The 24,410-nt window shown below is 42.9% G+C and carries 25 protein-coding genes; 15 read left to right on the top strand and 10 right to left on the bottom strand.

What is annotated here, in order from left to right:
- Positions 1-141: 141 nt before the first annotated feature.
- The 4 genes from FH971_RS00855 (at position 142) to FH971_RS00870 (ending at position 4,061) form a co-directional block, all read left to right on the top strand.
- Positions 142-1,191: a hypothetical protein gene (locus FH971_RS00855; protein WP_140232996.1), complete on the top strand. Its 1,050-nt coding sequence runs from the start codon at positions 142-144 to the stop codon at positions 1,189-1,191.
- 6 nt (positions 1,192-1,197) lie between these two features.
- On the top strand, positions 1,198-2,253 hold the full coding sequence (locus FH971_RS00860) for a hypothetical protein (protein ID WP_137223824.1): 1,056 nt from the start codon (positions 1,198-1,200) through the stop codon (positions 2,251-2,253).
- A 276-nt stretch (positions 2,254-2,529) separates the two neighbouring features.
- Positions 2,530-2,913: a DUF3302 domain-containing protein gene (locus FH971_RS00865; protein WP_137223822.1), complete on the top strand. Its 384-nt coding sequence runs from the start codon at positions 2,530-2,532 to the stop codon at positions 2,911-2,913.
- A gap of 2 nt (positions 2,914-2,915) precedes the next feature.
- Entirely contained in the window at positions 2,916-4,061 is a 1,146-nt protein-coding gene (locus tag FH971_RS00870; RefSeq protein ID WP_137223820.1) for an HlyD family secretion protein, read from the top strand.
- A gap of 55 nt (positions 4,062-4,116) precedes the next feature.
- On the opposite strand, the gene FH971_RS00875 is transcribed toward FH971_RS00870, so the two are convergent.
- The 4 genes from FH971_RS00875 to FH971_RS00890 form a co-directional block, all read right to left on the bottom strand.
- Complete coding sequence (locus FH971_RS00875; protein WP_140232998.1) at positions 4,117-5,055, bottom strand: sensor domain-containing diguanylate cyclase; 939 nt, start codon at positions 5,053-5,055, stop codon at positions 4,117-4,119.
- 258 nt (positions 5,056-5,313) lie between these two features.
- The gene (locus FH971_RS00880) at positions 5,314-7,617 is read right to left on the bottom strand and encodes a xanthine dehydrogenase family protein molybdopterin-binding subunit (RefSeq protein ID WP_140233001.1); all 2,304 of its coding nucleotides are present in this window, start codon (positions 7,615-7,617) and stop codon (positions 5,314-5,316) included.
- On the bottom strand, positions 7,601-8,080 hold the full coding sequence (locus FH971_RS00885; protein WP_137223814.1) for a (2Fe-2S)-binding protein: 480 nt from the start codon (positions 8,078-8,080) through the stop codon (positions 7,601-7,603). Before FH971_RS00885 ends, FH971_RS00880 begins: the two co-directional genes overlap by 17 nt.
- Positions 8,081-8,098: 18 nt before the next feature.
- Positions 8,099-9,397 (bottom strand): cytochrome c, encoded by a 1,299-nt coding sequence (locus tag FH971_RS00890; RefSeq protein WP_140233002.1) that lies wholly within the window; start codon positions 9,395-9,397, stop codon positions 8,099-8,101.
- 548 nt (positions 9,398-9,945) lie between these two features.
- Here FH971_RS00890 and FH971_RS00895 point away from each other — a divergent pair.
- Genes FH971_RS00895 through FH971_RS00905 form a run of 3 tightly spaced genes read left to right on the top strand, consistent with a single transcriptional unit; the run spans position 9,946 to position 12,119 of the window.
- A complete protein-coding gene (locus tag FH971_RS00895) occupies positions 9,946-10,263 on the top strand; it encodes a hypothetical protein (protein ID WP_137223810.1) in 318 nt (105 codons plus the stop codon).
- A gap of 2 nt (positions 10,264-10,265) precedes the next feature.
- On the top strand, positions 10,266-10,523 hold the full coding sequence (locus FH971_RS00900; RefSeq protein ID WP_137223808.1) for a hypothetical protein: 258 nt from the start codon (positions 10,266-10,268) through the stop codon (positions 10,521-10,523).
- 15 nt (positions 10,524-10,538) lie between these two features.
- Positions 10,539-12,119 (top strand): PepSY-associated TM helix domain-containing protein, encoded by a 1,581-nt coding sequence (locus FH971_RS00905; protein WP_167495966.1) that lies wholly within the window; start codon positions 10,539-10,541, stop codon positions 12,117-12,119.
- 78 nt (positions 12,120-12,197) lie between these two features.
- On the opposite strand, the gene FH971_RS00910 is transcribed toward FH971_RS00905, so the two are convergent.
- Positions 12,198-12,893 carry a pirin family protein gene (locus FH971_RS00910; RefSeq protein ID WP_140233006.1) on the bottom strand — a complete coding sequence of 232 codons (696 nt, stop codon included), beginning with the start codon at positions 12,891-12,893 and terminating at the stop codon, positions 12,198-12,200.
- A 49-nt stretch (positions 12,894-12,942) separates the two neighbouring features.
- Positions 12,943-13,386 carry a DoxX family protein gene (locus tag FH971_RS00915; protein WP_140233008.1) on the bottom strand — a complete coding sequence of 148 codons (444 nt, stop codon included), beginning with the start codon at positions 13,384-13,386 and terminating at the stop codon, positions 12,943-12,945.
- Positions 13,387-13,531: 145 nt separating this feature from the next.
- On the opposite strand from FH971_RS00915, the gene FH971_RS00920 reads away from it, so the two are divergent.
- The 8 genes from FH971_RS00920 (at position 13,532) to FH971_RS00955 (ending at position 20,182) form a co-directional block, all read left to right on the top strand.
- Complete coding sequence (locus tag FH971_RS00920; RefSeq protein ID WP_140233009.1) at positions 13,532-14,425, top strand: LysR family transcriptional regulator; 894 nt, start codon at positions 13,532-13,534, stop codon at positions 14,423-14,425.
- Between the two features lie 184 nt (positions 14,426-14,609).
- Complete coding sequence (locus FH971_RS00925) at positions 14,610-14,777, top strand: type 2 periplasmic-binding domain-containing protein (RefSeq protein WP_206194439.1); 168 nt, start codon at positions 14,610-14,612, stop codon at positions 14,775-14,777.
- Between the two features lie 130 nt (positions 14,778-14,907).
- The gene (gene dkgB / locus FH971_RS00930) at positions 14,908-15,714 is read left to right on the top strand and encodes a 2,5-didehydrogluconate reductase DkgB (RefSeq protein ID WP_140233011.1); all 807 of its coding nucleotides are present in this window, start codon (positions 14,908-14,910) and stop codon (positions 15,712-15,714) included.
- Positions 15,715-15,939: 225 nt separating this feature from the next.
- Entirely contained in the window at positions 15,940-16,386 is a 447-nt protein-coding gene (locus FH971_RS00935; protein ID WP_140233013.1) for a MerR family transcriptional regulator, read from the top strand.
- Complete coding sequence (locus tag FH971_RS00940; protein ID WP_140233015.1) at positions 16,386-18,623, top strand: heavy metal translocating P-type ATPase; 2,238 nt, start codon at positions 16,386-16,388, stop codon at positions 18,621-18,623. The genes FH971_RS00935 and FH971_RS00940 overlap by 1 nt, the downstream gene beginning before the upstream one ends.
- Positions 18,624-18,632: 9 nt before the next feature.
- Positions 18,633-18,983: a cupredoxin domain-containing protein gene (locus FH971_RS00945; protein WP_137227368.1), complete on the top strand. Its 351-nt coding sequence runs from the start codon at positions 18,633-18,635 to the stop codon at positions 18,981-18,983.
- Between the two features lie 180 nt (positions 18,984-19,163).
- Positions 19,164-19,676: a DUF2937 family protein gene (locus FH971_RS00950; RefSeq protein WP_140233017.1), complete on the top strand. Its 513-nt coding sequence runs from the start codon at positions 19,164-19,166 to the stop codon at positions 19,674-19,676.
- A gap of 32 nt (positions 19,677-19,708) precedes the next feature.
- Positions 19,709-20,182: a peroxiredoxin gene (locus FH971_RS00955; RefSeq protein WP_140233018.1), complete on the top strand. Its 474-nt coding sequence runs from the start codon at positions 19,709-19,711 to the stop codon at positions 20,180-20,182.
- A gap of 103 nt (positions 20,183-20,285) precedes the next feature.
- Here FH971_RS00955 and envZ read toward each other — a convergent pair whose 3' ends face one another.
- From envZ to cyoE, 4 genes are all read right to left on the bottom strand, one after another.
- Entirely contained in the window at positions 20,286-21,626 is a 1,341-nt protein-coding gene (gene envZ / locus FH971_RS00960) for a two-component system sensor histidine kinase EnvZ (protein ID WP_137223792.1), read from the bottom strand.
- A gap of 3 nt (positions 21,627-21,629) precedes the next feature.
- Positions 21,630-22,355, bottom strand: a complete 726-nt coding sequence (ompR, locus tag FH971_RS00965) for an osmolarity response regulator transcription factor OmpR (protein WP_140233020.1) — start codon at positions 22,353-22,355, stop codon at positions 21,630-21,632.
- Positions 22,356-22,472: 117 nt separating this feature from the next.
- Entirely contained in the window at positions 22,473-23,279 is an 807-nt protein-coding gene (locus FH971_RS00970) for a hypothetical protein (protein WP_167495967.1), read from the bottom strand.
- Between the two features lie 187 nt (positions 23,280-23,466).
- A complete protein-coding gene (gene cyoE / locus FH971_RS00975) occupies positions 23,467-24,399 on the bottom strand; it encodes a heme o synthase (protein WP_140233024.1) in 933 nt (310 codons plus the stop codon).
- Positions 24,400-24,410 lie beyond the last annotated feature (11 nt).

The following is a 24,410-nucleotide window of genomic DNA, read 5'->3' on the forward strand; positions in this document are numbered from 1 at the left end:
GAGTTTTTAAGGGTTGCATTGTTTTTTTTCTGCTCTATCTTGAAGCTGGAGTTGTAACAAAATAGATCAATTCGGAAACAAAAAACAAAAAACACAACCGCGGGCGCGAGCCGATATAGCAAATAAATATGAGGGCAACCCATGAATAAAATAATGTTATTACTGTTAACAGGGCTATTTAGTGGCGCAACACAGGCTGCCGTTGGCGGCTATCCGGTGGTATTAGTGCACGGCTTTCAACCTGATAATTTACAAAGCAAACCAACTGGGGATATGGTGAGCGAAAATGGTGCTGAATATTGGGCACAGTATTGGCTTGACCGTGCAGACGAGCGGATTGATTGGCCGTCGCAAGAACGGATTGCGAGCAATATTACTAGCGAATATGTGTGGCCTAAGCTACAGCAATTGTCACGTGCAGGAACATGTGACAGCGGTTGTGTGTTCGTGACCCATTCCACCGGCGATTTAGTGATGCGTTATATTATCGATAATCAAGCATTATGGTTACAAAATGCCGGTTTAACACCGCTTAATATTGTGACCACATTCGACTTTTCTGGCGCGGGTGGAGGGGTCGAATTGGCTGATTTAGCGGTTAATGTTGCCAGTGGTACAGGTTTAATTAATAGCACATTAAAATTAGCAGTATCTTTATGGTTAGGTGAACTGCCGTCGTCATCCAATATTGGGGTGTTGAATGACTTACGAGTGAATACTGCACGCCAATTGGCAGCACTTCCCGACAGCCGCGTTCCGCGTTTACGTTTTGCAGGTGCCGGATCTGACTTTCTCGGTGTGACGGGGGCATTTTTACCCGGCGAAGATGATGGCGTTGTTGCCAGTCATTCTAGTTGTGGTGCTGCGACCGTTGGCAGTTACAACAGTTGTTCGCGCAGTGTTAAATTTGATGGCAAGTTCACCTCGACTAATGGCCCGAGCGGATTTATGCCTTATCACTACCCAATGTTGATGAGTGAAGGCTATAGCCATGGCGACACCATTTTAAATAGCGCCAAAGATGAGGTGACATCTGCCAATAGTAGTGCCAGTTATCTCAATGGCGATGACTTACAATTTACTACTTATGATGAAAAACGTGGCTGGTGGATATTTAGTTCACGTTATAGAGTGGTTAATAATTCAAATAAAACCAGTATGTCAGCACTTGTGTATCAGGCAGCTAACTAAGCGTATATGAAATATAAAAAAACCATTATAACGATAACCCTAATTACTACGGTTGTAGGATTTTGGGTTTACACTTCTGAGTCGGCACTTCAGCCGCCTCAGAGTGCGGCTGTTATCGAGCAGGAAGATACTGTGCCGACCAAGCCTAACGTGGTAAAACACAGGCAAGCTAAAACGATGACCGAGGTTGAAAAGCTTCCACAATCGATCAGTGACAGTTTTCAGTTCATGGCAGAGGCTTATGCTAGCGAACTTGAGTTGCCGTCTTACTCAATGCCATTATCGGTTAATGATATGCACTTACTTAACCCAAATGCTTATATTCCTCAACCGGTGCAGCTTCAAGATGGAGCCAATGCCAGTATTGTGTTGCCCAAGTATCGTTTTAGTTTCCCTGAACCTGTGGTCATTAATCTTGTGGTTAATGGCTTAGTTGTTACTGGGGCAAGTGCTGCGCTACACAGTGAACTTGCTGGTGGGTCTGATGCATTAATTAGCGAAGCCATGCTAGGCAATAATGGCAAATGGACTATAAAACTCAATGCTGAAGAGGATTGGAATGGTCCAATGGAGGTCAGTGTTACCTTTAGTGCTAAGGGTAAAAAACAAACCTTAAAAACAGGCATAGAATATAGCCACCCTACGGCAATCATAACCGGAGTCGGGGATATACGCGCAGCAGGCAGTGATATGTTAATCCCGGTTAAATTGGACGTTGAGCAAGCCGGTTATTATCGGTTACGTGCCAATCTATATACAGCAGATAAGCAGCCGATTGCACTGCTAACAGGTTCAGACAAGTTGACGGAAGGCTCTGTAGAGCTGGACCTTAAAGCCTATAAAGGGGTGTTAGCACAATATAAAGGTCCTTATGTTCTGAGTACATTTGTATTGGAGCGCCGTCCAGCAGTACCCGGTGAGTTAACTCAGTACGGCCACAGTGAGGAACCTGCCTACGAGTTAGGTGACTTTGCTGTTGAGTCGTTATCTGATGAGCCATGGCAACCCGATGAACAAGAAATGCAGCGACTTGAGTTTTTGCAAGAAATGGCAGGAGACTAGGGTTTAACCATTGTTGCTTACATTATCTAAAGCCCGCGTTAGCCAATAACGAGGGCTTTTTTATGCGTGAATAACTTCAAAATAGCTATGTTTACAGCATTAATTCGTGCAAATAAGTAATAGAGGTAATGACTATAAATAGATAATCCGCTTGGTTTCTTAATTGTTTCAACAGTTTCAATGTGTTTTTTGTAATCAGTTCTATACTGAAATTGGTTTCACTATTTATTTAAGACAATGCACTTTGATAACGATAATTCGAAATTTGGAGGAGATATGTTTTTAGATTATTTTGCGTTAGGGATTATATTTTTTGTAGTGATATTTATTTTTTACGGAATTATTGCGATTCATGATATCCCTTACGAGATCGCTAAAAAACGCAATCATCCACAGCAAGATGCGTTGCATATTGCTGGCTGGGTAAGCTTGTTTACGTTGCATGCTATTTGGCCATTTTTATGGATTTGGGCCACGTTATACCGCGAAGATAGAGGTTGGGGGTTTAGTGATTCGAGAAAGCGAGAATTAATACTCGAAGGTGAAGTTAAAGAGCTAATGAATGACGTCGCATTGTTAACGGATCGTTTATCGCTATTAGAGCAAGGTTCTGCCGTCACAGCTCCTCCCGTTTCAGATGAACACTCACAAGAGGTATAGACATGGACTTACTACTCATACTGACTTATACCGCATTTTGTATCGCAGTTTTTAAAGTATTTAAAATTCCGTTAACCAAATGGACTGTGCCTACGGCCATTCTTGGCGGAATTGTATTAATTGGTACTTTATTAATTTTAATGAATTATAACCATCCCTATTCGAGATTTGCTCGCGAGTATTTTGTCACCATTCCAATTGTGCCCGCAGTTAAAGGATTGGTGATAGAAGTCAATGTTAAGCCGAACACACCAGTGAAAGAAGGTGAGGTGTTATTTAAAATTGACCCTACACCGTACCTTTCAATAGTTAAGCAAAAACAAGCGGCTCTAAAAGAAGCTGAGCTGCAAGTACCACAACTGGAAGCTGCTTTTCAAATAGCTGCTGCTAAAGTTGAACAAGCAACAGCAGATAAAGATCGTACTGAATCAGTCTATCGTCGCTATGAAGACGGTCGCAAAAAAGCAGGGCGTAATTCACCGTTTACTGAGCTTGAACTCGACAATCGTCGCCAGTTATATATAGCTTCATCTGCGCAACTTGATGCAGCTTTAGCAGAGGGACTGCGGACTCGTTTGGCATATGAGTCAAATATTGACGGTGTTAATACGAAAGTGGCAGGTCTACAAGCTGAACTCGCCAAGGCTGAGTATGACTTACAGCAAACCGTTGTCAGAGCCCCAGCCGATGGTGTAGTGACTCAGTTAGCACTACGAAAAGGCGCTATGGCTGTGCCTTTTCCTTTACGCCCCGCGCTGACGTTTATTCCTGATGAGACAAGATATTTTGCTGGCGCTTTTTGGCAAAACTCATTGTTACGCCTTAAAGAAGGTGATGAAGCTGAAGTGATAGTTGATGCCATGCCTGGGCAAGTGTTTAAAGGTAAAGTTGCCAAAGTCCTACCCGCAATGGCAGAAGGTGAGATCCAGTTTAGTGGTAATTTACAGTCATCAAATATGTTGTTTCAACGCGGTCGAGTGTTGGTGTTGATTGAGCTCGAAGATGATGTAATCAGACAATCGTTACCCGCTGGTGTTGCAGGACAAGTAGCAATTTATACCGATCATTTTAGCCATGTCGCAGTAATGCGAAAGGTATTATTAAGAATGCAGGGCTGGTTAAATTACTTGTTTGCTGAAGGACATTAACCTTAGTGTCTGAGGCATGCGTGGCGGATTGCCATAGTTAAGTCATAGTGTGGGGTTATTCACCTTGCGCTAGTTGTACTTGGTTACGCCCGCCACGTTTGGCGCAATACATGGCCTTGTCTGCTCGGCTAAAAAGATCTTGTATTACGTTGTCTCCGGCACTTAATGAACTTACGCCTATAGACACTGTAACGTTAATGTTTTTATTTGTTTGAGTGGTATGAAATGAGTATTTGGCAATATGATCTCGAACACGCTCAGCAATGATCATTGCACCTTCATCGTCGGTCATCGGTAAGATGATGGTAAACTCCTCACCACCTATTCTGTATAAAGAATCCGATTGTCGCAGTAAATCAGTGCATATTTGGGAAAATTGTTTGAGTATGCTATCTCCGCCATCATGACCAAAATTGTCATTAATCACTTTAAAGTAATCTATGTCGATAACCAATAATGATAACGGCTGGTCAAACCTTATGGCTCTGGCACATTCTTGTTTTGCCAGCTGGTTATATGAGCGACGATTATGCACGCCTGTTAATTGGTCCGTATTAACTAAACTTTCAATATGCTGATGAGCATTTTCTAATGATTTTTGGGCTTGCTTTAATAGCGTGATGTCGACACCCATAATGATAATGTTACCGCTATCTAAATTAATCCGAGTCATTTTAAACCAGCGGCCGTCTAATAAATCGGTTTCATATTGGTTGAGAGCTTTTTCTGTATGCAGTTTATGAAGATTATCAAGCCATTGTTCAAAGTCGTTGGTATTAATCACTACACCTTGCTTGGCTTCCCAAGCGTGACGCAATAAGTCGCTCGACTTCTTACCTATGGCTTGTTCTTTAGTGGCGCCAAAAATACTAGCATAATGCTGATTACAATAGATAACTTCTTTATCACTATTGATTACACCTAAACAATTTGGAGTGACTTCTATACCTTCTAGCAGTATGGATTCTAAATTGACAGGTGGACGGTGTGGCATAGGATACTCAACAATGTGACAATACTTGGGCGTAATTATAAGGGAAAAACATTACTTTTTGGTAATAAACTAACCAGTGCGATTGCTCTGTTGCTGAAGGAATAAAGCTTGGCTACTGTTTTTATTGACGTTTTTAAAATCGAGTAGGAAGAAATAAAATTATTTATTTCTCAGTCTAAGGAATGACAGCGACCAAGTGTAGCAGACATAAAAAAGCCCAGTCATTATCACTAAGACTGAGCTGTTAAAGCAGATAAATTACGCTTTAGTTAACGCGCTTTTTACGTCGCTAGGCTTCATCGGAATTTTACGTAAACGTACACCGACTGCATTGTAGATTGCATTAGCAATAGCTGGAGCAACAGGGGTTACTGCCGGTTCACCTAAGCCAGATGGTGGCATTTTACTTGGGATAAACTCGATTTTAACGTCTGGAGTTTGGCCTAAGCGCAGTGGGGTATAGGTATCGAAGTTTGAGTCTTTATACTGACCATTAAGCAGTTCAGTACCTTCATACAAGGCCATCGATAATCCCCACAATGCCGCACCCTGACATTGGGCTTCAGCTCCATTAGGATCAACAATAATACCGGCATCGATGGCAATATAAAGCTTTTGCACATTGACAATACCGTTGCTTTTGTCGACATGAACTTGTACTGCACACGATACCCATGTTGGCATGTCACGTTCTTGACCAAAGGTTGATGCAATGCCAAGCGCTGTGTCTTTGGCTTGCGGAGTGCCCCAGCCAATCATCTCAGCAGCTTTTTTCAATACTGCGGCTTGGCGAGCCGCGCCACCTTCAGCAACGGGTGTGCTACCAGCATTTCGGCCTTCGGCAATAAGCATGTCTAGGCGGAACTGCAATGGATCTTTACCCGCGTGATGGGCAGCTTCATCCATAAAGCTTTCAACTGCCCAACTTGTCCAACCCGGTCCAACAGAACGCAACCAACCTGGTCTGAAGGTCGCAATAGCCAGATCATTCGATACCGCGCGTACTTTTTGAGCACCAACAGTGTACCAATGGTCTGCTCCGGCAATCGAAAACGGATCATACGGTTCGCCATTGGTGCCTTTAGGCATAAACCCTGGCGCTAATACTTGAGTTGGCCAACCTGCAGTGGCGTGATGTTCCATTGCGGTAACTGCTTTTTTGTCATCAAATGCCATTTTTAACTGTTGAACAGATGCAGAACGCGCACTGTCAAATAGCATGTCTTGTGGACGTATCATCACCATTTTAACCGGTTTACCACCTAAGGCTTTAGAGGTCAACGCAGCAGGAATGGTATAGTCGCCGTTAAGTCTGCGGCCAAAACCACCACCTAACATGTAGGTACGAATAACAATGTTCGCTTCTTCTTCACCTAATGCCGCGGCTAATACGGGGAGGGTTAGTGATTGCCACTGGCAACCTGAATGCACTTCCCAAATGCCGTCTTGGTTTTTAAATACCAAAGCATTAAGCGGTTCCATTTGCGCATGGAGTACTGTGCTGGTGATATATTCTTCTGCAATGGTACTATTCGCACTCGCAAATACTGGACCAGTGTCAGTATTGCCAGTGTCTAAAATACTGCCTTTGGTTTGGTCGCCAAGTAATTGCTTACCATGAGCAATAATGTCTGCTTCAGACACGTTGGCCGTTTTACCCGCATCCCATGTCACTTTAACGAGCTTAGAGGCTTTTTGGGCCGCATTAAAGCTGCTGGCGATAACCATTAACCAACCTGGCACACTGCCACTGGCATCATCTAGTACGATAGTTTGCTGATAACCCTTTACAGCTTTTGCTGCTGAGTCATCAAACTTAACCACTTTAGATCCATAACGTGTCGGCGGTAAAATAGGGTTGGCGTACACCATGCCATCAACTTTAGCGTCGATACCAAATATGGTTTTACCGTTGGTCTTGTTGGCGATATCAAGAGACGTCACCTGTTGGCCAACCAGTTTAAGATCGGCATTCGGTTTCAACGGCAGGGTTTTAAGTTCTTCTTCAGTAAATTGACGTGTTAAGCCCATGGTGACTAATTCACCGTAAGACAGCTCGCCTTTACTTGAAATAATTTTACCGTTACTGGCTGTACAGTCTTTTGCTGCAATACCCCATTTTTTAGCGGCAGCTTCAATTAAGGCTGTACGGCCCGCGACTCCTGCTTGACGATACACTGGCCAGCTTTGTGAAATAGACCAACTACCACCTGTAACCATGTAACCCCAGCGAGGATCTGTGTCAACATGAATTATTTCGACATCATCCCATGAGGCTTCGAGCTCATCAGCAAGAATACGCGCAATAGCAGTACCAACATGTTGACCCATTTCTGAGCGCATAATGTTGACTTTAATTTTGCCGGCAGTATCGATTGAGTACCATAAAGAAGGTTCGTAAATGTCGCCTTCGCTTGGGAGTACTTTACCGTCTGGGCTGGCAGGATCCATCGCTGCCATCAAGTGGCGAGGGAAACCAAAGCTGACACCTACCGCTGTCATAGCAATTAAAAAACCACGGCGGGTTATACCAGCCGATCCACGTTTAGGCATTCTGCTCATCGTTGCTCTCCTTAATTGCGTTTGCGGCTTCATGAATGGCACCACGAATACGAACGTAGGTCATACAACGACATAAGTTTCCGCCCATCACTGCATCAATGTCTTTGTCCGAGGGTTCAGGAATATCTTTTAGTAGTGCAGCAGCTTGCATAATTTGGCCTGACTGGCAGTAACCACACTGTGGTACCTGGAGCTTTTGCCAAGAAACTTGTAATGGATGATCGCCCGTTTCAGAAAGCCCTTCAATCGTAGTTATTTCGGCTCCTTCAACTGACGATACTGGCGTAATACATGAGCGTGTAGCACGCCCGCCAACATGAACGGTACAAGCACCACAAGTACCAATACCGCAACCAAATTTGGTGCCGGTCATGTTGAGTTCGTCACGAATTACCCACAGTAGAGGGGTATCACTCTCTACATCGGCAGTCATCGGTTTGCCATTTAAAATAAATTTTGCCATTGTCACTTCTCCAGTGAATTAGTGCTCAAATCGGGGTTGATTGCGGATCTCGCCCACTTGTTGTTGTAATTTCGGCCAGGTGTTTTCCCCAGCTGCTTGACGTAAATAAGCTGCTATAGCAGTAATGTCTTCATCGCTAAGTGCATCACGGAATCCTGGCATTACCACACCGCTAATTCCTTGATCGCTCCGGACACCATCCAGTATTACGTTAATCAAGTTAGTTGGTTTATCAAGATGGGTCGCTGAACCGATAGTAATTAATGGTCGGCCTTTAACTAATTTGTCGCTGCTGTAGTGGCATGCTTGGCAAGCTGTAGCATATAAACGTGCACCTTCATCAAGCCGTTGATCTGGCTGTTGATGTTGTGCCGTTATCGCAGCTTGTAAAGTGCTACTCGAGTCTGGCTCATCGGTATTATTGGTGCGGGCAAGGCTGGCAAAATAACCACTAATAGCTTGTAGATCGCTGTCTGGTAGAGCTGACAGGCCTTTGTGCATAACTGGCGCCATTGGACCTGCTGCACTACCATGATATGGAGAATTACCCGTGGTGAGGTATTCATAAAAATCTTGTGAACGCCAAGGAATTGGTGAAGTGCTAGTAGAGGTTAACGATGGTGCAATCCATCCATCGATGGCAGCACCTTGGTACATTTGTGCGTACTTTTCACCCCCTAAAGCATTACGTGGAGTATGACAGGCACCACAGTGAGCAATACCTTCAGCTAAGTAAGCACCTCTATTCCATTCAGCAGATTGCTTGTTGTTGATCTCAAAAGGTAGGGTGTCAGCAAATAGCAGTTTCCAGCCGGCTTGAAACCAGCGAATGTTAAGCGGAAATGGAATACCGTTTTCTTTTTTGACTTGGTTAACCGCAGGAACAGATGTCATGATATAAGCGTAAATAGCGTTAATGTCATCGTCGGTCATTTTATTAAAGTGTTCAAAAGGGAACGCTGGTAATAAATGGTGTCCATCGCGGCTCACACCTGTGCGCATGGCGCGAGCGAAAGCGGCTTGTGACCAGTTACCAATACCCGTTTCAACATCAGGGGTGATATTACTTGAATAAATGGTGCCAAAGTCGGTGTGCATTTCATAGTTACCAGCATAAGCCGAACCGCCTGGCGGAGTATGACAGGTACTACAATAACCTGCTGCTGCAAGGATTTTTCCGTGTTCGATAACTTGTGGAGAATAATCTGTTTGAGTGGGTACGACGGGATCAATTGCAGGGTGCCAAGCGTATAAACTGAATACACCAAGCCCAACAATAGCTGCACCACATACGCCGTAAACGATGCGTTTTAGCATATTACATTGCCTTATTTTAAATAAAAAATGATAAAGAGAAGGGAATATCTCATCTAACATTCCCTGTTCGACTTTGTATTATTATTATGATTGGTCAAATATTAATCCTAAGCAAGGGGAAGGCCTTTGTCCAGAAATGATATTGACTCATTTATTTATGTCTTAGTGTCACATAATACATCAGCAATGTGACGAGTAACACGAGGATTGTAAAAAAAGAACCTTTAGTTAGCTTACTGTTAAGTAAAGGTTTTTAAGGTTGCTTTTATGTTGCCGTAAACCTAGTTGTCTAAGGTTAGTATTAACGGCCATTCCGTTTGCTATTTTTTGATTGCCTCATCGGCATACCGATGCATGTGGTGAAATGACTTTTATATCAATATTGATAGTCATGACTACTGCAAAAGGTGTGTCTATAAGGCTAAAAGATCACATATTGGATATTATTTATAAGCTTGGTTCATAATCAGCTTGTATTAAACAACTACATTCGGGATAATTAATGCAAATCATTATCATTTGCGTTAAATGGGTTGGGAATGTATCAGATGGAACTTATCAGTGTCTCTTCTTTATGGCTTGGCTGTTTGTTTGCTTATTTGGCATCCGATAAACAGCAGCTTTTGAGTTTGCCTTTCCCTAAATTATTAGCTTGGAGCTTATGTGGTGTAGCAGTGCTATTTGCAGTGTGGGGGTTTAGCCATACTTACAGCCTATTAGTTGCCAGTTTAATGGTGCTAATTTGTATGATGACAATGTGGATATTACTGGTGCTGGTGGCGTCGCATTATAAAGGTCGCAGTATTTGGGTGAGCTCGTTCGGCTTTGCGTTGTTTGTCAGCATTATGCTCGTTGGGGTTAAATAATTATGTGGCCCAAGTCGTTCGCCGCTTTTTTATGGGGATTACTACTGGCAATCAGTTTAATACTCATCGTTTTTCGAATATTACCCGCAGCTGTAGATGTAAAACTATTTGTTGGGCTAATGCTGGGTTTTTGTGTGTGGGTTGGGGTGATGGCATTCTGTTACAGCCGCAATAGCGCAAAGGCGGCGAGTGTCGTGTGCGTAAAATGGCTTGTGGCCAGTAGCTTTATCAATGCGTTGTTATTTTTTTCTCAAACCTAAGTTATGAATACCTCAATGAAATCTAATCCTCCCGTACAGCATAAAGTCATTAAAAATCTTATCGAAGCCCACAGTTGGCTTGGGTTAATTATTTCACCTTTATTGTTTTTGGTATTTTGGGCCGGCGCGGTGACCTTGTTTCACGATGAAGTTGCACAATGGGCCATCACGCCACATCATCCAGTCGATAACACCCAAGTAGATATTCCGTTAGCAACACTCGTTGAGCAAAAGTTGGCTGAATATCCGGTTGATTATAATGGTCGTTTTCGGATTAACATGCCTACCGAACTGGTGCCTTATTATATCTTTTATTTAGATGTTATTGGCGCACAATCGCCGTCTGATAGTCACTCAATGGCGATATTGGTCGATCCTAAAAGTGGTGACACAGTGGCGGGTAAAGATGATTTTTATCTATCACAGTTTATTTATCACCTGCATTACAACTTAGATCTACCCGGTGGTAGTTACCTGATTGGTATGGTGGCGTTGATATTTTTATTTGCACTGGTGTCAGGAATTTTTATCCATGCACGTAAATTACTGAAACATTTCTTTTTGTATCGAGTCGATAAACAGCGCCGAGATAAATTACTCGATCTCCATACCGTAGTAGGAGTGATGACCATTCCCTTTACCTTGATGTATGCGCTAAGCGGCTTGATCCTTAACTTGGCCATAGTGTTTCAATTGGCTTTTGTGGTGTTTATTTATCAGGGCGATCGACAAGCATTGTTTAATGATGCAGGTTTTAATCGTACCACTGAGCTTCGAAGTGAAACGCCACTGGATATGGATAATGCGTTCAATTTAATTGAGCAAACTCAACAGAAACCTAACTTTGAATTACGTAATATTATTTTCCATCATTACGGTGCTGAAAATGCCTTAGTACAAGTGCGTGGTACCGATACAGCGAGTTTTGCTCAACGTGATGAAGTGACTTATCGAGTGCAAGATGGCAGCGTAATAAATAAAGTTAACGCCGATAACTATAATGTATTTCGTCAAGGTCGAGATGTGCTTGTGTCGTTGCATTTCAGTAACTTTGCTGGTGTAGATATTCGTATTTTGTACTTTATCTTGGCGATGGCGATCAGTGCCATGATTGTTGCGGGCAACATGTTATGGCTCGATAAACGTCGTGTTCAGCGCCAGTCTTCACCGCGCAGTATTGCTATCGTGACAGGAATGACGATTGGCGGTTGTGGTGGCATTATTGTGGCGACAGCAGTTGGTTTTTTGTGTGAACGGCTATTGCCTGCAACCTTATATGGACGAAGCGAATGGCTAGTGGGGTGTTTTGTCGCGTCACTGTTAGCTGTCATGTTATGCAGCTTAAAAGTGAATGATATTAAGCGTCATATTAGCAAGTTACTGTTGCTCACCAGTAGCATATTGATCATCACGATTGTGGCTGATTGGTTATTGTTTCCTGAGCAAATATTAGCGTTATGGCAAAATGGATACCATGGTGTCATAGGGGTACAGATTGGCATGGGATTAATGGTTGCCGTGTGTATTTTTACTGCCGTAAAACTGACTACTACCAATCAAACCGCTCGGTTAGAAAACGCAATCACAGTAAACTAATTGGCTTGTGTTATCAGTGACTGCTTTTGCCTGCGATAATCTATCGCAGGCAAAAGCAGTATTCACATAGCTATTAGGTTACGGTAAATCAAATATTAATGCAGTAGACTGGTCGTCTTGATTGTTTTTCAACGTAATCGTTTGTGCATCAGTTATCTTTACACCATCACCTGCAGCGAGTATTTCAGTGTCTACGACTAACTCACCAGCAACTTGATGTACATAGACTTTTCGCGTTGCTGCTACCGTGTAAATCAACTCTGAATGCGGCGCCAAAATCAATTGCGACAAAATCGCATTTTGCTTGATTTGTAAGGTACCGTTTTCACCCGTTGGCGTTGCAATCGTCGTTAACCCCGCTGCTTGACCAAAGTTTTTTTGTTGGTATCCAGGTGTGTTACCTAAGGTATTTGGCTGGATCCAAATTTGTAAAAACTTCAGTGGCTCTGTGGCGGATGCGTTGTACTCACTGTGAGTAATACCACTGCCAGCAGACATTAATTGGAACTCACCTGCAGGCAATACTTCAACATTGCCTTCACTGTCTTTATGGGCGATAGAGCCTTCAAGTACGTAGCTGATAATTTCCATGTCACGGTGGCCGTGAGTGGCAAATCCGGCACCAGGAGTGACACTGTCGTCATTGATCACTCGCAGTGCTGAAAAGCCCATTTGCTCTGGATCATAGTAGCTACCAAATGAAAAACTGTGTTTGCTGTCCAACCAACCAAAGTTGGCCTTTCCGCGTTCACTTGCAAGACGTAATGTAATCATAACTATCTCCTAAGGCACAATTAAAAAACTAAGCAGACGTTTGGTTTATTTAAGATAATTTATCGGTAATGGCGTTATCGATTGCGACCTTGCCTGAACCTGATAACGCAAGTGACACACTGGCAGCCAATAGTGCTAACGCAAATTCATAACCATTGTTTGCCATAAATAACCCGTTGTTAATATGCACGCTAGCAATGGCAATGACCATGGTGAACGCTAATACAGCGGCTGCTGGACGGGTAAGTAAACCCAGTAAAATGAACAATCCACCTATCAATTCTGCTGAACCCGCTAAGAAAGCCATTAATATACCTGGCTCAATGCCAATTGATGCCATCCACTGTCCTGTACCTTCTAGGCCATAACCGCCAAACCATCCGAATAACTTTTGACCACCATGAGCCATAAAAATAACCCCAACAGGTAAACGTAATGCCAATGTGCTAAAACCTGCAGTAGAGTTTGTAATGCGTTTCACGAGTGCTTTCATGGTATATATCCTCAATAAATTTAAACATTGTTTGTTTCTAGTGAGCCTCTCTCACTGGTTGATAAGAAGTATATTGGGATTTGATAGAATAAAAAATCGGAATAAACTGACATTAAAGTTCAAATTATTTGAATAAGGAGGGGTGATGCAAAATCCGATCACTATCGACGCATTACGAGCCTTAGATGCGATTGATCGCAAGGGCAGTTTTGCTGCAGCTGCGGCATCGTTATATCGAGTACCGTCAGCGCTGACTTATACCATCAAAAAACTTGAAGATGATATGGGCGCGGCGTTATTTGACCGAACAAAGCAAAAAGCACAACTGACGCCAGCAGGCAAAATTGTATTAGAGCAAGGGCGACAGATTTTGTTAGCAACCAATCGGTTGGTTGATTCTGTGCAGCAATTAGAGTCCGGTTGGGAAAGCGAAATTAGGCTATCACGCGATACGGTTATCCCCCAGTGTCAGTTGTTTCAATTAATTGAACAATTTAATCAGCTAGAACACTCGGTCGACATTAGTGTGGATGTTGAAGCCGTTGGCGGTGGTTGGGATGCATTGCATAGCCGACGTGCCGATATTGTAATTGGTGCCTCTGGAGAGTTACCACGAGGTGTGTTTCAAACCCATAAAATAGGCGAAATTGAATTTGTGTTTGCGGTAGCGCCACATCATCCATTGGCGTTTGTTGATGGCGTATTAGAAGCCGAAAAACTAACTGACTATGCTTCGGTGGTGGTCGCCGATACATCACAACTTTTACCTACTCGCAGTAGTGGCCTTTTTAAAAGCAAACAAGTGATTAAAGTTAACACCATGGAAACCAAGATAGCAGCACAGTTACAAGGACTAGGTATTGGTTTTGTACCCAGACACATGGTGCAATGCTACTTTGATAGTGGTGAGTTGATTGAAAAAATGTGTTCAATTCCAAGACCGAATCAAAGTTTGTACATTGCTTGGCATAAAGACCATCAAGGCCGTGCATTTGACTGGTTTGTGGATCATTTACCTAAAGCCGACTGGGGTTTGTAACATCTGGCTGTGAGCATAATGTTAACTACTAATTTGAGGTCGCAGGTACGACCTAAAATTGGCGTTAATCTATTGAATCGACATAAGCGTGATATTGAGTATCGACGTTTATGTCGTTGCTTAACTATCCCCTTAACTACTCGCTTGAATACTCATTTAAGCATTCTTGCTAGCGTTAGTTTTCTTGTCTAATAATGATCTAGCGGCTGGTCGATTAGTACCCATACTGCAGTCGGATAAATTTACTCACATAGAGCGTGAACAAGTGAATGCGGTGTTTTACAAATCGTCTATCGTTGCGCGACGTATTTCTGCATTTATTGAGTTTATTCAACCGAGATTAACCTTGTAACTAAGGGAGCGATTTGATCTTTTGACCGACATTTGCAATTTGAACAAAACAGATTTGTCTCGTGGGCTGTTTATTTCTGTTTCTAGTTGGCGCACAGTGTTAGTTCAGATACCGTTTTTAGGAAGACAATATGACCACTATTCCGTTGTTGGGTACAGGTACCTTCAGACTTAAAGATCAACAGGCATTTGATTCAGTGTTAATGGCGTTACAGCAAGGCTCTCGTCACATCGATACCGCTCAGATTTACGCCAATGAAAAACAAGTTGGCGATGCAATTAAGGCATCGGGTATCGCAAGAGCAGATATTTTTCTCACCACTAAGGTGTGGACGGATCGTTTTGCCCACGACAAACTTATTCAAAGCGTGCATGACAGCTTGGCTTTATTGCAAACCGATTATGTGGATTTGTTACTGATACATTGGCCGTTACGCGATGATTCAGTACCTATGCGAGAGTATTTACTGGCATTAAAAGAGGTGCAAGATGCTGGTTTAGCGAAACACATTGGCGTGTCTAATTTCACTATGGCCCAGGTTACACAAGCGATTGAAATTTTAGGTACCGACGCAATATTCACTAATCAGGTTGAAGTACATCCATATTTGCAAAATAACCGACTGGTCGAATTCTGTCAGCAGCACAATATTATGGTGACTGGTTATATGCCATTTGCTTATGGTGCGGTATTAACTGACGACACTATTGTCGCGATTGCGAAGAAGCACCAAATGACACCCGCTCAAGCGGTATTAGTGTGGATGCGCCAAAAAGGTTATGTCACTATTCCATCGTCAACTAAGTTGGTAAATATTCAAGCGAATATTGCCTCATTAGCGTTATCGCTACCGTCAGAAGACATGGCGGCGATCGATAGGTTAGATCGAAATCATCGTGTGGCTACGCCAGACTTTAGCCCTGATTGGGATCAATAACCCATCAGCGAATGCGCAGCACGCGGAGTTTGCACTCACCATTAGATAATTTATATATCAAGTATCCACGCCAAAATGAGTGATCATATTGGCGTTTTTTATTTCCAGGGTTGTTGGTAGCTTGACATGGGTGTTACACATAGGTTTACAGTCGTTGCATATGTTCAGTAGATTTATTTATCTAGATCTTATTATTCAATACAGTCGTTACCCCAAGGAGTCTTTATGAAAGTGAGTGAACTCGCAGCCTTATTGGGCGTTACCACAGACACAATTCGTTTTTATACCCGAATAGGCCTGCTCGTCCCGACAAAATCACCGAGCAATGGTTATAAATTTTATCGTGACAAAGAAGTATCGCGAATGCGATTTATTCTAAGTGCCAGAAACTTAGGTTTTTCGGTAGATGAAATTAAAGTGATTTTTTCTAAAACGGATCATGGTGAAAGCGCTTGTATCATGGTGAAGCAACTTATTAGTCAAAAATTGGCCGAAACTGAAAAACTGTTCAATGAAACATTAACGTTACGTAATAGGCTAACTAAAGCCGTAAACGAGTGGGAAAATCTGCCAGCGTTGGCCCCTACTGGTGCCATGGTTTGCCACTTGATCGAAGGATTTGATCCAAACCATGAAACTTATTGTCAAGCTAGTGATAAGGAGTCTTTGTAATGAATACCCAAACAACACAATTATTGATAGAGGGTGCAGGTTGTGCCAGCTGTGTTGGCAAAATTGAGAAAGCACTTAAAACAGTCGCGCAAGTAGAGCAGGCTGAAATGAACTTTGCCGATCGCAGTGTGATGGTCACCGGAGAGGTTGAAGTCGCTAGTTTGCTTGAGGCCGTTGAAAAAGCCGGTTATCACGCTATTTTGATTAACGATCAAGGTGGTGCAGATGCTATTGATGAGAAAGAACAGGCAGATGCAATATATTATAAAAGCCTAATAAAACACACTATTGTCGCATTGGCAGTGGGTATCCCACTGATGATTTATGGTTTGTTTATTGGTGACATGACCGTTACTAACCCAATACAACAGCTGGTTTGGGGAGCAATTGGTGTACTGACCTTAGGGATAATGTTCTTCTCCGGCAAGCATTTTTATACTGGCGCATGGAAATCATTTACTCATCATAGTGCCAATATGGACACCTTAATTGCGCTCGGAACAGGCACTGCGTGGGTTTACTCTATGGTGGTGGTATTTGCACCAGATTTATTGCCAGAAATGGCGCGCCATGTCTATTTTGAAGCAACCGCGATGATCATTGGTTTAATCAATCTTGGACTCGCGTTAGAGGTCAAGGCGCGCGGTAAAACCTCGGCAGCGATTAAGCGCTTAATTGGTTTACAAGCTAAAACGGCTAGAGTGATCCGCAATGGTAAAGCGGTCGATATCGATATTGCCTTGGTGCAATTAAACGATAAAGTCAGTGTTCGACCAGGTGAAAAAATTCCCGTAGATGGTGTGGTCGTTGAGGGGAGTAGTTTTATTGATGAATCAATGTTGACGGGTGAACCTATTCCGGTTGAAAAAAGCGTTAATGATGATGTGGTCGCAGGTACATTAAACAAACTGGGATCACTTACTTTTACCGCCACACGTGTCGGTAAAGATACCGCTTTGGCGCACATTATTACTATGGTTAAACGGGCGCAGAACTCCAAACCGCCAATTGGTCGAATGGCAGATGTTATTTCGAGCTATTTTGTTCCTGCAATGATGATTATTGCCATTATCAGCGCCATGGTATGGCTTAATTTTGGGCCTGAACCCTCAGTGGGATACGCCATAGTGTCGGCGATGACAATTTTAATCATCGCTTGTCCGTGTGCGTTAGGGTTAGCAACACCCATGTCGGTGATGGTAGGTGTAGGTAAAGCCGCTGAATCTGGCGTGCTTATTCGTAATGGTGAAGCTCTGCAAACGGCATCGACTATTACCACCATGATTTTAGATAAAACCGGCACGATTACCGAAGGCGCACCAAAAATCACCGATATCTTAGTGGTGAATGGACGCGAAGAACAACAGGTATTGCAATTGGCCGCGAGTATTGAGCAACATTCCGAACATCCGCTTGCGCAAGCTGTTGTCCAAGCAGCAACGGATAAGGGATTAACCTTATTCAATGTTGAAAATTTTACTGCTATTGCAGGATTTGGTGTCCAAGCTCAGTATCAATCGGCTCAGTTATTATTTGGTAATGAGAAATTAATGCGTGAGAAAGGTATTGCCTTAAGCGATTATCAGCAACAAGCACAGGCGTTAGCGGCAGACGCCAAAACGCCAATGTATTTTGCTATCGATGGTGAACTAGCGGCAGTGATTGCTGTGGCTGACCCGATTAAAGCTGATTCTGTTGCCGCCATAGCAAGGCTTAAAAGCAGTGGTATTAAGGTGATTATGCTTACCGGGGATAACCACGCGACAGCTACTGCAGTGGCTGCCAAAGTGGGTGTAGATGACTTTTTTGCCGACGTATTACCACAAGATAAAGCCAAAAAAGTGGCCGAATTACAAGCTTTAGGTGAAGTGGTTGGCATGACTGGCGATGGTATTAATGATGCCCCAGCGCTGGCTTTAGCCAATGTCGGCTTTGCTATTGGGACCGGAACGGACGTGGCGATTGAAAGTGCCGACATAACGCTAATGCGGGGATCGCTACACGGTTTAGCAGATGCCATAGCAGTGAGTAAAGCGACTTTAGGCAACATTAGACAAAATCTAGTGGGTGCGTTTATTTACAATGCGGCGGGTATTCCGCTCGCTGCTGGGGTGTTATTTCCAGTGTTTGGCGTATTACTTAATCCTGTGGTGGCTGGTGCTGCAATGGCATTTTCATCATTAACTGTGGTGAGCAACGCCAATCGTTTACGCTTTTTTACCCCCCAACAACACTAGGAGTGAATGATGCTATTAATTAACTTATTTTGTGTGGCATTGATTGCCCTTATCGTTTGGTGGTTTTGGTTGTATAAACCCAAAGCCGCTACTCATCAAGCAAATAACGCTATTGTGGTTAAAGACGGCGTTTACTCTCCGGCAAGAATAACCGTGCCGGCTAATACTGCAACGCAATTAACTTTTTTACGCCAAGACAAAGCAGGGTGCTCTGCAAGTTTGTTATTTCCAGACTTGGACATTAGCGAAGAGTTACCACTTGATAAACCTGTGGTAATTTCGCTGCCAGCGTTAGCCAAAGGTGAATATCCGTTTCATTGCCAAATGCAGATGTATAAAGGAGTATTACTGGTTGAGTAAACCTAGATAATGGTTGAGCTAAGTCGGCATCAATAAAATCTTGATGCTTACTACTGGGCCACATAAGCTTTGAAAAAGGCATACCCGTTACGCAAGTTAACATCTGTTTATTCAAGATGCTTACTTGCGTAATTGGTGATATTGTGGCGATTCGTTTACAACTGATTTTTCGATGACATCATGATACGACGTTTAATGGACTACATTCGTTTGGTACTATTTGTGAGTGGCGTATTAATTGGTATTCAAGTTCCCGGCTTTGTCGATCAATACGGTCAACGACTCGAAGCACACCAGCTTGAAGCTAAGCTAAGTTTGGCCGAGTTTCAGCGTGATGCCGACCGATTTTTTGCCGGTGATATAAGTAAACTCATCCGCCATTACCAACAAAATAACGACCCAGTATTCAGTGCTGGTGGTGAAAGCATTGAATCACTCTATCAACGCTATACATCATTGACCCAAGCGTTGAGCCGTTTTAATCAACATAGCTATAGTCCTTATCAACAAATAATATTGGCTCCACAAAAAGACATTCAATTAGAGACTTGGCAGGCATACAGTTATGTCATTTTATTGAAACCACATGCCATTGCCATAGGGTTACTGTTTGGGCTAATAGTGTCGATGTTGTGTGAATTAATACTGTCTATTTTATATATGGGCTGTCGTAGAGTTTTAACTCCACGATAAGCTATTTTTTTATTATTAATCAAGGAAATATTATGATCGCTACAGGACAATCTTTACCAAAAGCTACCTTAAGCCAACTGACAAAAGACGGCATGGTTAACCACGATGTGACTGAATTATTTGCGGGTAAAAAAGTAGTGTTATTTGCTGTGCCAGGTGCATTTACGCCAACGTGCTCTGAAGCACATTTACCAGGTTATGTTGTACTTGCAGACGAGTTTAAAGCCAAAGGTGTTGATCTTATTGCTTGTGTTGCCGTTAACGATGCATTTGTCATGAAGGCATGGGGCGAAGCACAAAATGCTTCTGAATTAATGATGCTAGCCGACGGTGATGCTAGCTTTACTAAAGCATTAGGTTTAGACATGGACACAGCCGGTTTTGGTGGCATTCGTTCACAACGTTATGCCATGGTCATCGACAATGGCGTAGTGACATTATTGAATGTTGAACAAGGTAAGTCATTTGGCGTGAGTACCGCGGAAGTAGTAATGGCTGCACTGTAATCTATGTTATCCGTCGGTAAGTAACCGGTGAGTAATCGATTGCGAATGTAAAAAATGGGCATCTAATTAGGTGCCCATTTTTATAAGTATTCTTTAAGCTAGCTTAGCTATATTGTTCTTTATCGATTAACGGCAACCATACTTGTGCTTTTAAGCCACCTTGAGGGCGGTTAGACAACATAACTTTGCCATGATGACGGTCGACAATGCGTTTAATAATCGCCAGCCCTAATCCGGACCCAACACTACCGCGAGCTGCATCTCCTTGAGTAAAAGGATGGAATAGATGCTCAACTTCGGCTTCATCAATGCCTGGACCATTGTCTTCTACGCTAAAGCATAGGTAATTACCTTGGTTATATGAGCTGATTTTTACCCAACCATTACCATAGCGAAAGGCATTTTCGACCAAGTTACTTAATACCCGTTTGATTGCCACACTATTAATGGCAATGTCGGGACAGTCAGCTAGAGATAATTCTATAGTGCCTTCGCGGTGCGATTCTTGTTGGCTGATTTCTTGTATTAGGCGATTAATTTGATCCGGCTCGCGAATGCCTTCTTGGTCGTTACGAATATAAGCAATAAATTGGTTAATAATCGAATCCATATCTTCAATGTCGGTGACGATACCATCTTTTAAATATTGATCGTCTTCCACCATCATTTCAGATGCTAATCTAATGCGGGTCAATGGTGTGCGTAAGTCATGTGATATACCCGCCATCAGTAAAGCGCGGTCTTGCTCTAGTTGTTTCATGCTATTGGCCATTTGGTTAAAGGCATGAGTTACTTCAACTATTTCGGTAGAACCGCTTAATGGTAGCGGTGGAGGGAAATCACCTTTTGATACCGCGACCGCGGCTTTCTGTAATCTTTTTAACGGGCGGTTTTGCCTACGGGCAAATAACCAACCGCCAGCGACACTGAGCGCGCCAATGACTAATAAATATAATGTTAGCGGAGACAGGTCTGATTCATTAATGCCGGTCAGTGGTACTTTAATCCATAACGATGGTGCTTGCGGTGGCTTAATCCATACATCAAGATTTTCGCCCTGTGAAAAACGTACTTCGGCCTCTCCGCCGAGGTATACCGACATTTGCTCAGACAAAAAACTGTAATAAGTGGCTCGACTCAGCCCAGCTTCTTGAGCTTGTTTTAAGTTGTAAACTGTCATGCCATCGTCGCGAACTTTGGCATTTAAGGCGTCAACCATGGTGAGGTGTTCACGGCCAACATCAACTCCATCAACAAATAAAATATTAATCTGACGAGCGATAAGTTGGTTTATCTGTTCGTAACTGGGTTTTATAAAGTAAACGGCGACCGACCAATATGATACTAATTGGTTAATCAGCAATAAGCTGCCAATAAGTAATACTGTTTGGCTAAAGGCGCTTCTGGGTAAGAAGCGTTGCCACCATTTTAACTTAAGTTTCATTGATTATTTTCGTGTGGTGCCGTCGGGGACAAATACATAACCTAAGCCCCAAACCGTTTGGATATATCGCGGGTTAGTAGCATCTTTTTCAATTAAACGACGTAAGCGTGAAACTTGGACATCAATTGAACGCTCAAGAGCTGAATAATCACGACCACGAGCAAGGTTCATTAATTTATCACGCGACAAAGGTTCGCGAGGGTGGTTTACCAATACTTTAAGTACAGCAAACTCACCGCTGGTAAGTGCAATACTTTCGTCACCATGAAACATTTCTCGGGTGGCTAAGTTTAGTGAAAACTCACCAAACTCAATCATTTCTTCTTGCTGCGCTGGTGCGCCAGGCACTTCGGCAATTTGGCGACGCATGACCGCATTAATACGTGCTAGTAATTCGCGAGGATTAAATGGTTTAGGTAAATAATCATCTGCACCAAGCTCTAGACCGATAATACGATCTACTTCATCGCCTTTAGCTGTGAGCATCACGATCGGGATTGGGTTCTCTTGCTGGCGTAAACGGCGGCAAATGGATAAGCCATCTTCGCCAGGCAGCATCAGATCGAGTACTAATAAATGGAAGTTTTCACGTTCAAGTAATCTATCCATTTGTTCTGCATTGGCTGCGCTACGAACTTGGAAGCCTTGCTCAATCAAGTAACGTTCTAATAATGAACGCAATCTCATGTCGTCATCGACAACGAGAATCTTAGAGGTTTCTTGGCCCATGAAATATCCTTTTAACACTAAATTGATACAAGTAATGACTCAGTATGAAGTGTAATCGCTTGAATTTGAATAGCTGATTGTGGCAGAAATTGTAACTAAATAGCTGTAAATGAAAGTTTATCGCGTAAATAGCTGGAAACGGTCACTTAAGTTGTCTTTATCGCTGTCAAAGGATAGTGCTAATTGTTGGCTGCGTTGATGATAAAAAATGCTTTGCAGTATGCCGAGTTGACTAACACTTTGCTGTGGATGGTTATCAAAAATAGGACTGATGAAAAGTTGGTGTTGTTGGATATCGAAGTGTCCCCATTGTAAGTGAGTGTAATGTGGATGCGCTTGCGGGTCTTGGTGTACGTTAATATTCACTACGGCGTAATAACCATTGTCGAGTAACAACAAGCTGCTTAATGCTGAGGTCATTTGTTGGTGCCATACACCGTAGATTGATTGAATGGGGTAGGCTTGATAATCGTGTTGTTCATCCATCACGCTGTCAGCATTAGTGTCGATAGTAAATACTAACTTTGCGGATTCTAGGGTTAGTGCCATTTGTAGTTTTGGACGGTTCATTTGATATGCAACAAGGCCTTGTCGCGAATTATTACTATAGCTTGGGATAAAGCGTACGCCTGAGGGGTGTATGTCTATTCGGCCCCATTCGGCGACGCTATTTTGTGGTTCAAGCAAGTTAAATTCGATGTGTAAGTAACTGTGGTCAGGATTTAACTGCAACAGTGTTATTTTCTCTGACGTGTCTATTATCCAATTGCCAAAGATAGCTTGGGTAGATTCAGTTACCTGTAATTCGTGGTTCGCATGCAGTGGGTTGATCGTGAATAAACCAGAAGCCAGCGCTAACAGTAGAGTGATGCTTTTAAAGGTGGTAAGCAAAGGCGATGTGAGTTGATTGCTATGTGGCACCATAAACATAAGATCCTTTTATGTTTGCTGCAGAAATTCCGATTTTTATCACCGTGAGCGGCAGTATTAGGTAGGTACTAAATTAAGTGAGTACTAAATCTAATAAGAGCTAATCCTAGTCAAAATCGCCAATTAATCAAATAAAAAAGCCCGCAACATAATGTGGCGGGCTTAATTTTTTAGTATTAATTTATTGCACCCATGTCAGTAACGGCGTTTGTGCAATGACTTGAAAGTCCAATGCCATGGTCACGCTTAATGCAGTAATGGTAATAATGGAAAATCCAAACACTTGCCTAGCCCAAGACTGCAGGTTTATGCCGTGACGATAACCTTTTAACGCCATGGTTAACCACCACAAGCTGGTGGCACAGGTAACGGCCATAAAGGCGACACCTGTGTAACCCGCTAACGGTAATAGCGCACTCACTAATGCAAACACCGCAATATAGAGCACTATATGCAATTTTGCTTTAGCCATGCCCTCAGCCACAGGTAATACTGGAATGTTGGCTGCGGCGTAGTCGTCAAAGCGAAAAATCGCAATCGCATAAGAGTGGGGCATTTGCCATAGACTAAACATCAACAGTAAAATAACCGCGCCCATGTCCATTTTCCCTGTGACAGCGCAATAACCCACAACGGGTGGAACCGCACCCGAAAAACTGCCTACTAAAGTGCCGTAAACCGAGTTGCGTTTCATATACAGGCTGTATACTCCGACATAAACTACATAGCCAATGGCGGCAAATAACACCGCTAGGCTATTAGTGAATATCGCCAGCATGGCAAAGCCAATAATCCCTAGCCCAATACCAAAGCTCAATACCGCTTGTACTGATATTTCACCGGTAACGGTAACTCGGTTTCGAGTACGCTTCATCTTGGCGTCGATGTCGCGATCAATGCAGTTATTGATTGCGCAACCCGACGCTACCACCAAAGACAGACCTATCATGGTGGCAAACATCAAGGTCATATCAACATTGCCTTGAGCCGCGAGTAAAAAGCCGCCCGCGACAGAAATTAAATTGCCCATGATGATGCCTGGTTTGGTTACCTGAACATATCCTCGTAAGCGTGAGGTTAATTGTGCTGACATAGATTGACCTTGATTATTCATGATAGCTGTCG

Source organism: Shewanella polaris (assembly GCF_006385555.1).
Classification (GTDB): domain Bacteria; phylum Pseudomonadota; class Gammaproteobacteria; order Enterobacterales; family Shewanellaceae; genus Shewanella; species Shewanella polaris.

Bases quoted from the DNA above. Each gene is read 5' to 3' on its own strand.
- FH971_RS00855 (WP_140232996.1), top strand. From the start codon at position 142: ATGAATAAAATAATGTTATTACTGTTAACAGGGCTATTTAGTGGCGCA.
- FH971_RS00860 (WP_137223824.1), top strand. From the start codon at position 1,198: ATGAAATATAAAAAAACCATTATAACGATAACCCTAATTACTACGGTT.
- FH971_RS00865 (WP_137223822.1), top strand. From the start codon at position 2,530: ATGTTTTTAGATTATTTTGCGTTAGGGATTATATTTTTTGTAGTGATA.
- FH971_RS00870 (WP_137223820.1), top strand. From the start codon at position 2,916: ATGGACTTACTACTCATACTGACTTATACCGCATTTTGTATCGCAGTT.
- FH971_RS00875 (WP_140232998.1), bottom strand. From the start codon at position 5,055: ATGCCACACCGTCCACCTGTCAATTTAGAATCCATACTGCTAGAAGGT.
- FH971_RS00880 (WP_140233001.1), bottom strand. From the start codon at position 7,617: ATGAGCAGAATGCCTAAACGTGGATCGGCTGGTATAACCCGCCGTGGT.
- FH971_RS00885 (WP_137223814.1), bottom strand. From the start codon at position 8,080: ATGGCAAAATTTATTTTAAATGGCAAACCGATGACTGCCGATGTAGAG.
- FH971_RS00890 (WP_140233002.1), bottom strand. From the start codon at position 9,397: ATGCTAAAACGCATCGTTTACGGCGTATGTGGTGCAGCTATTGTTGGG.
- FH971_RS00895 (WP_137223810.1), top strand. From the start codon at position 9,946: ATGGAACTTATCAGTGTCTCTTCTTTATGGCTTGGCTGTTTGTTTGCT.
- FH971_RS00900 (WP_137223808.1), top strand. From the start codon at position 10,266: ATGTGGCCCAAGTCGTTCGCCGCTTTTTTATGGGGATTACTACTGGCA.
- FH971_RS00905 (WP_167495966.1), top strand. From the start codon at position 10,539: ATGAAATCTAATCCTCCCGTACAGCATAAAGTCATTAAAAATCTTATC.
- FH971_RS00910 (WP_140233006.1), bottom strand. From the start codon at position 12,893: ATGATTACATTACGTCTTGCAAGTGAACGCGGAAAGGCCAACTTTGGT.
- FH971_RS00915 (WP_140233008.1), bottom strand. From the start codon at position 13,386: ATGAAAGCACTCGTGAAACGCATTACAAACTCTACTGCAGGTTTTAGC.
- FH971_RS00920 (WP_140233009.1), top strand. From the start codon at position 13,532: ATGCAAAATCCGATCACTATCGACGCATTACGAGCCTTAGATGCGATT.
- dkgB (WP_140233011.1), top strand. From the start codon at position 14,908: ATGACCACTATTCCGTTGTTGGGTACAGGTACCTTCAGACTTAAAGAT.
- FH971_RS00935 (WP_140233013.1), top strand. From the start codon at position 15,940: ATGAAAGTGAGTGAACTCGCAGCCTTATTGGGCGTTACCACAGACACA.
- FH971_RS00940 (WP_140233015.1), top strand. From the start codon at position 16,386: ATGAATACCCAAACAACACAATTATTGATAGAGGGTGCAGGTTGTGCC.
- FH971_RS00945 (WP_137227368.1), top strand. From the start codon at position 18,633: ATGCTATTAATTAACTTATTTTGTGTGGCATTGATTGCCCTTATCGTT.
- FH971_RS00950 (WP_140233017.1), top strand. From the start codon at position 19,164: ATGATACGACGTTTAATGGACTACATTCGTTTGGTACTATTTGTGAGT.
- FH971_RS00955 (WP_140233018.1), top strand. From the start codon at position 19,709: ATGATCGCTACAGGACAATCTTTACCAAAAGCTACCTTAAGCCAACTG.
- envZ (WP_137223792.1), bottom strand. From the start codon at position 21,626: ATGAAACTTAAGTTAAAATGGTGGCAACGCTTCTTACCCAGAAGCGCC.
- ompR (WP_140233020.1), bottom strand. From the start codon at position 22,355: ATGGGCCAAGAAACCTCTAAGATTCTCGTTGTCGATGACGACATGAGA.
- FH971_RS00970 (WP_167495967.1), bottom strand. From the start codon at position 23,279: ATGGTGCCACATAGCAATCAACTCACATCGCCTTTGCTTACCACCTTT.
- cyoE (WP_140233024.1), bottom strand. From the start codon at position 24,399: ATGAATAATCAAGGTCAATCTATGTCAGCACAATTAACCTCACGCTTA.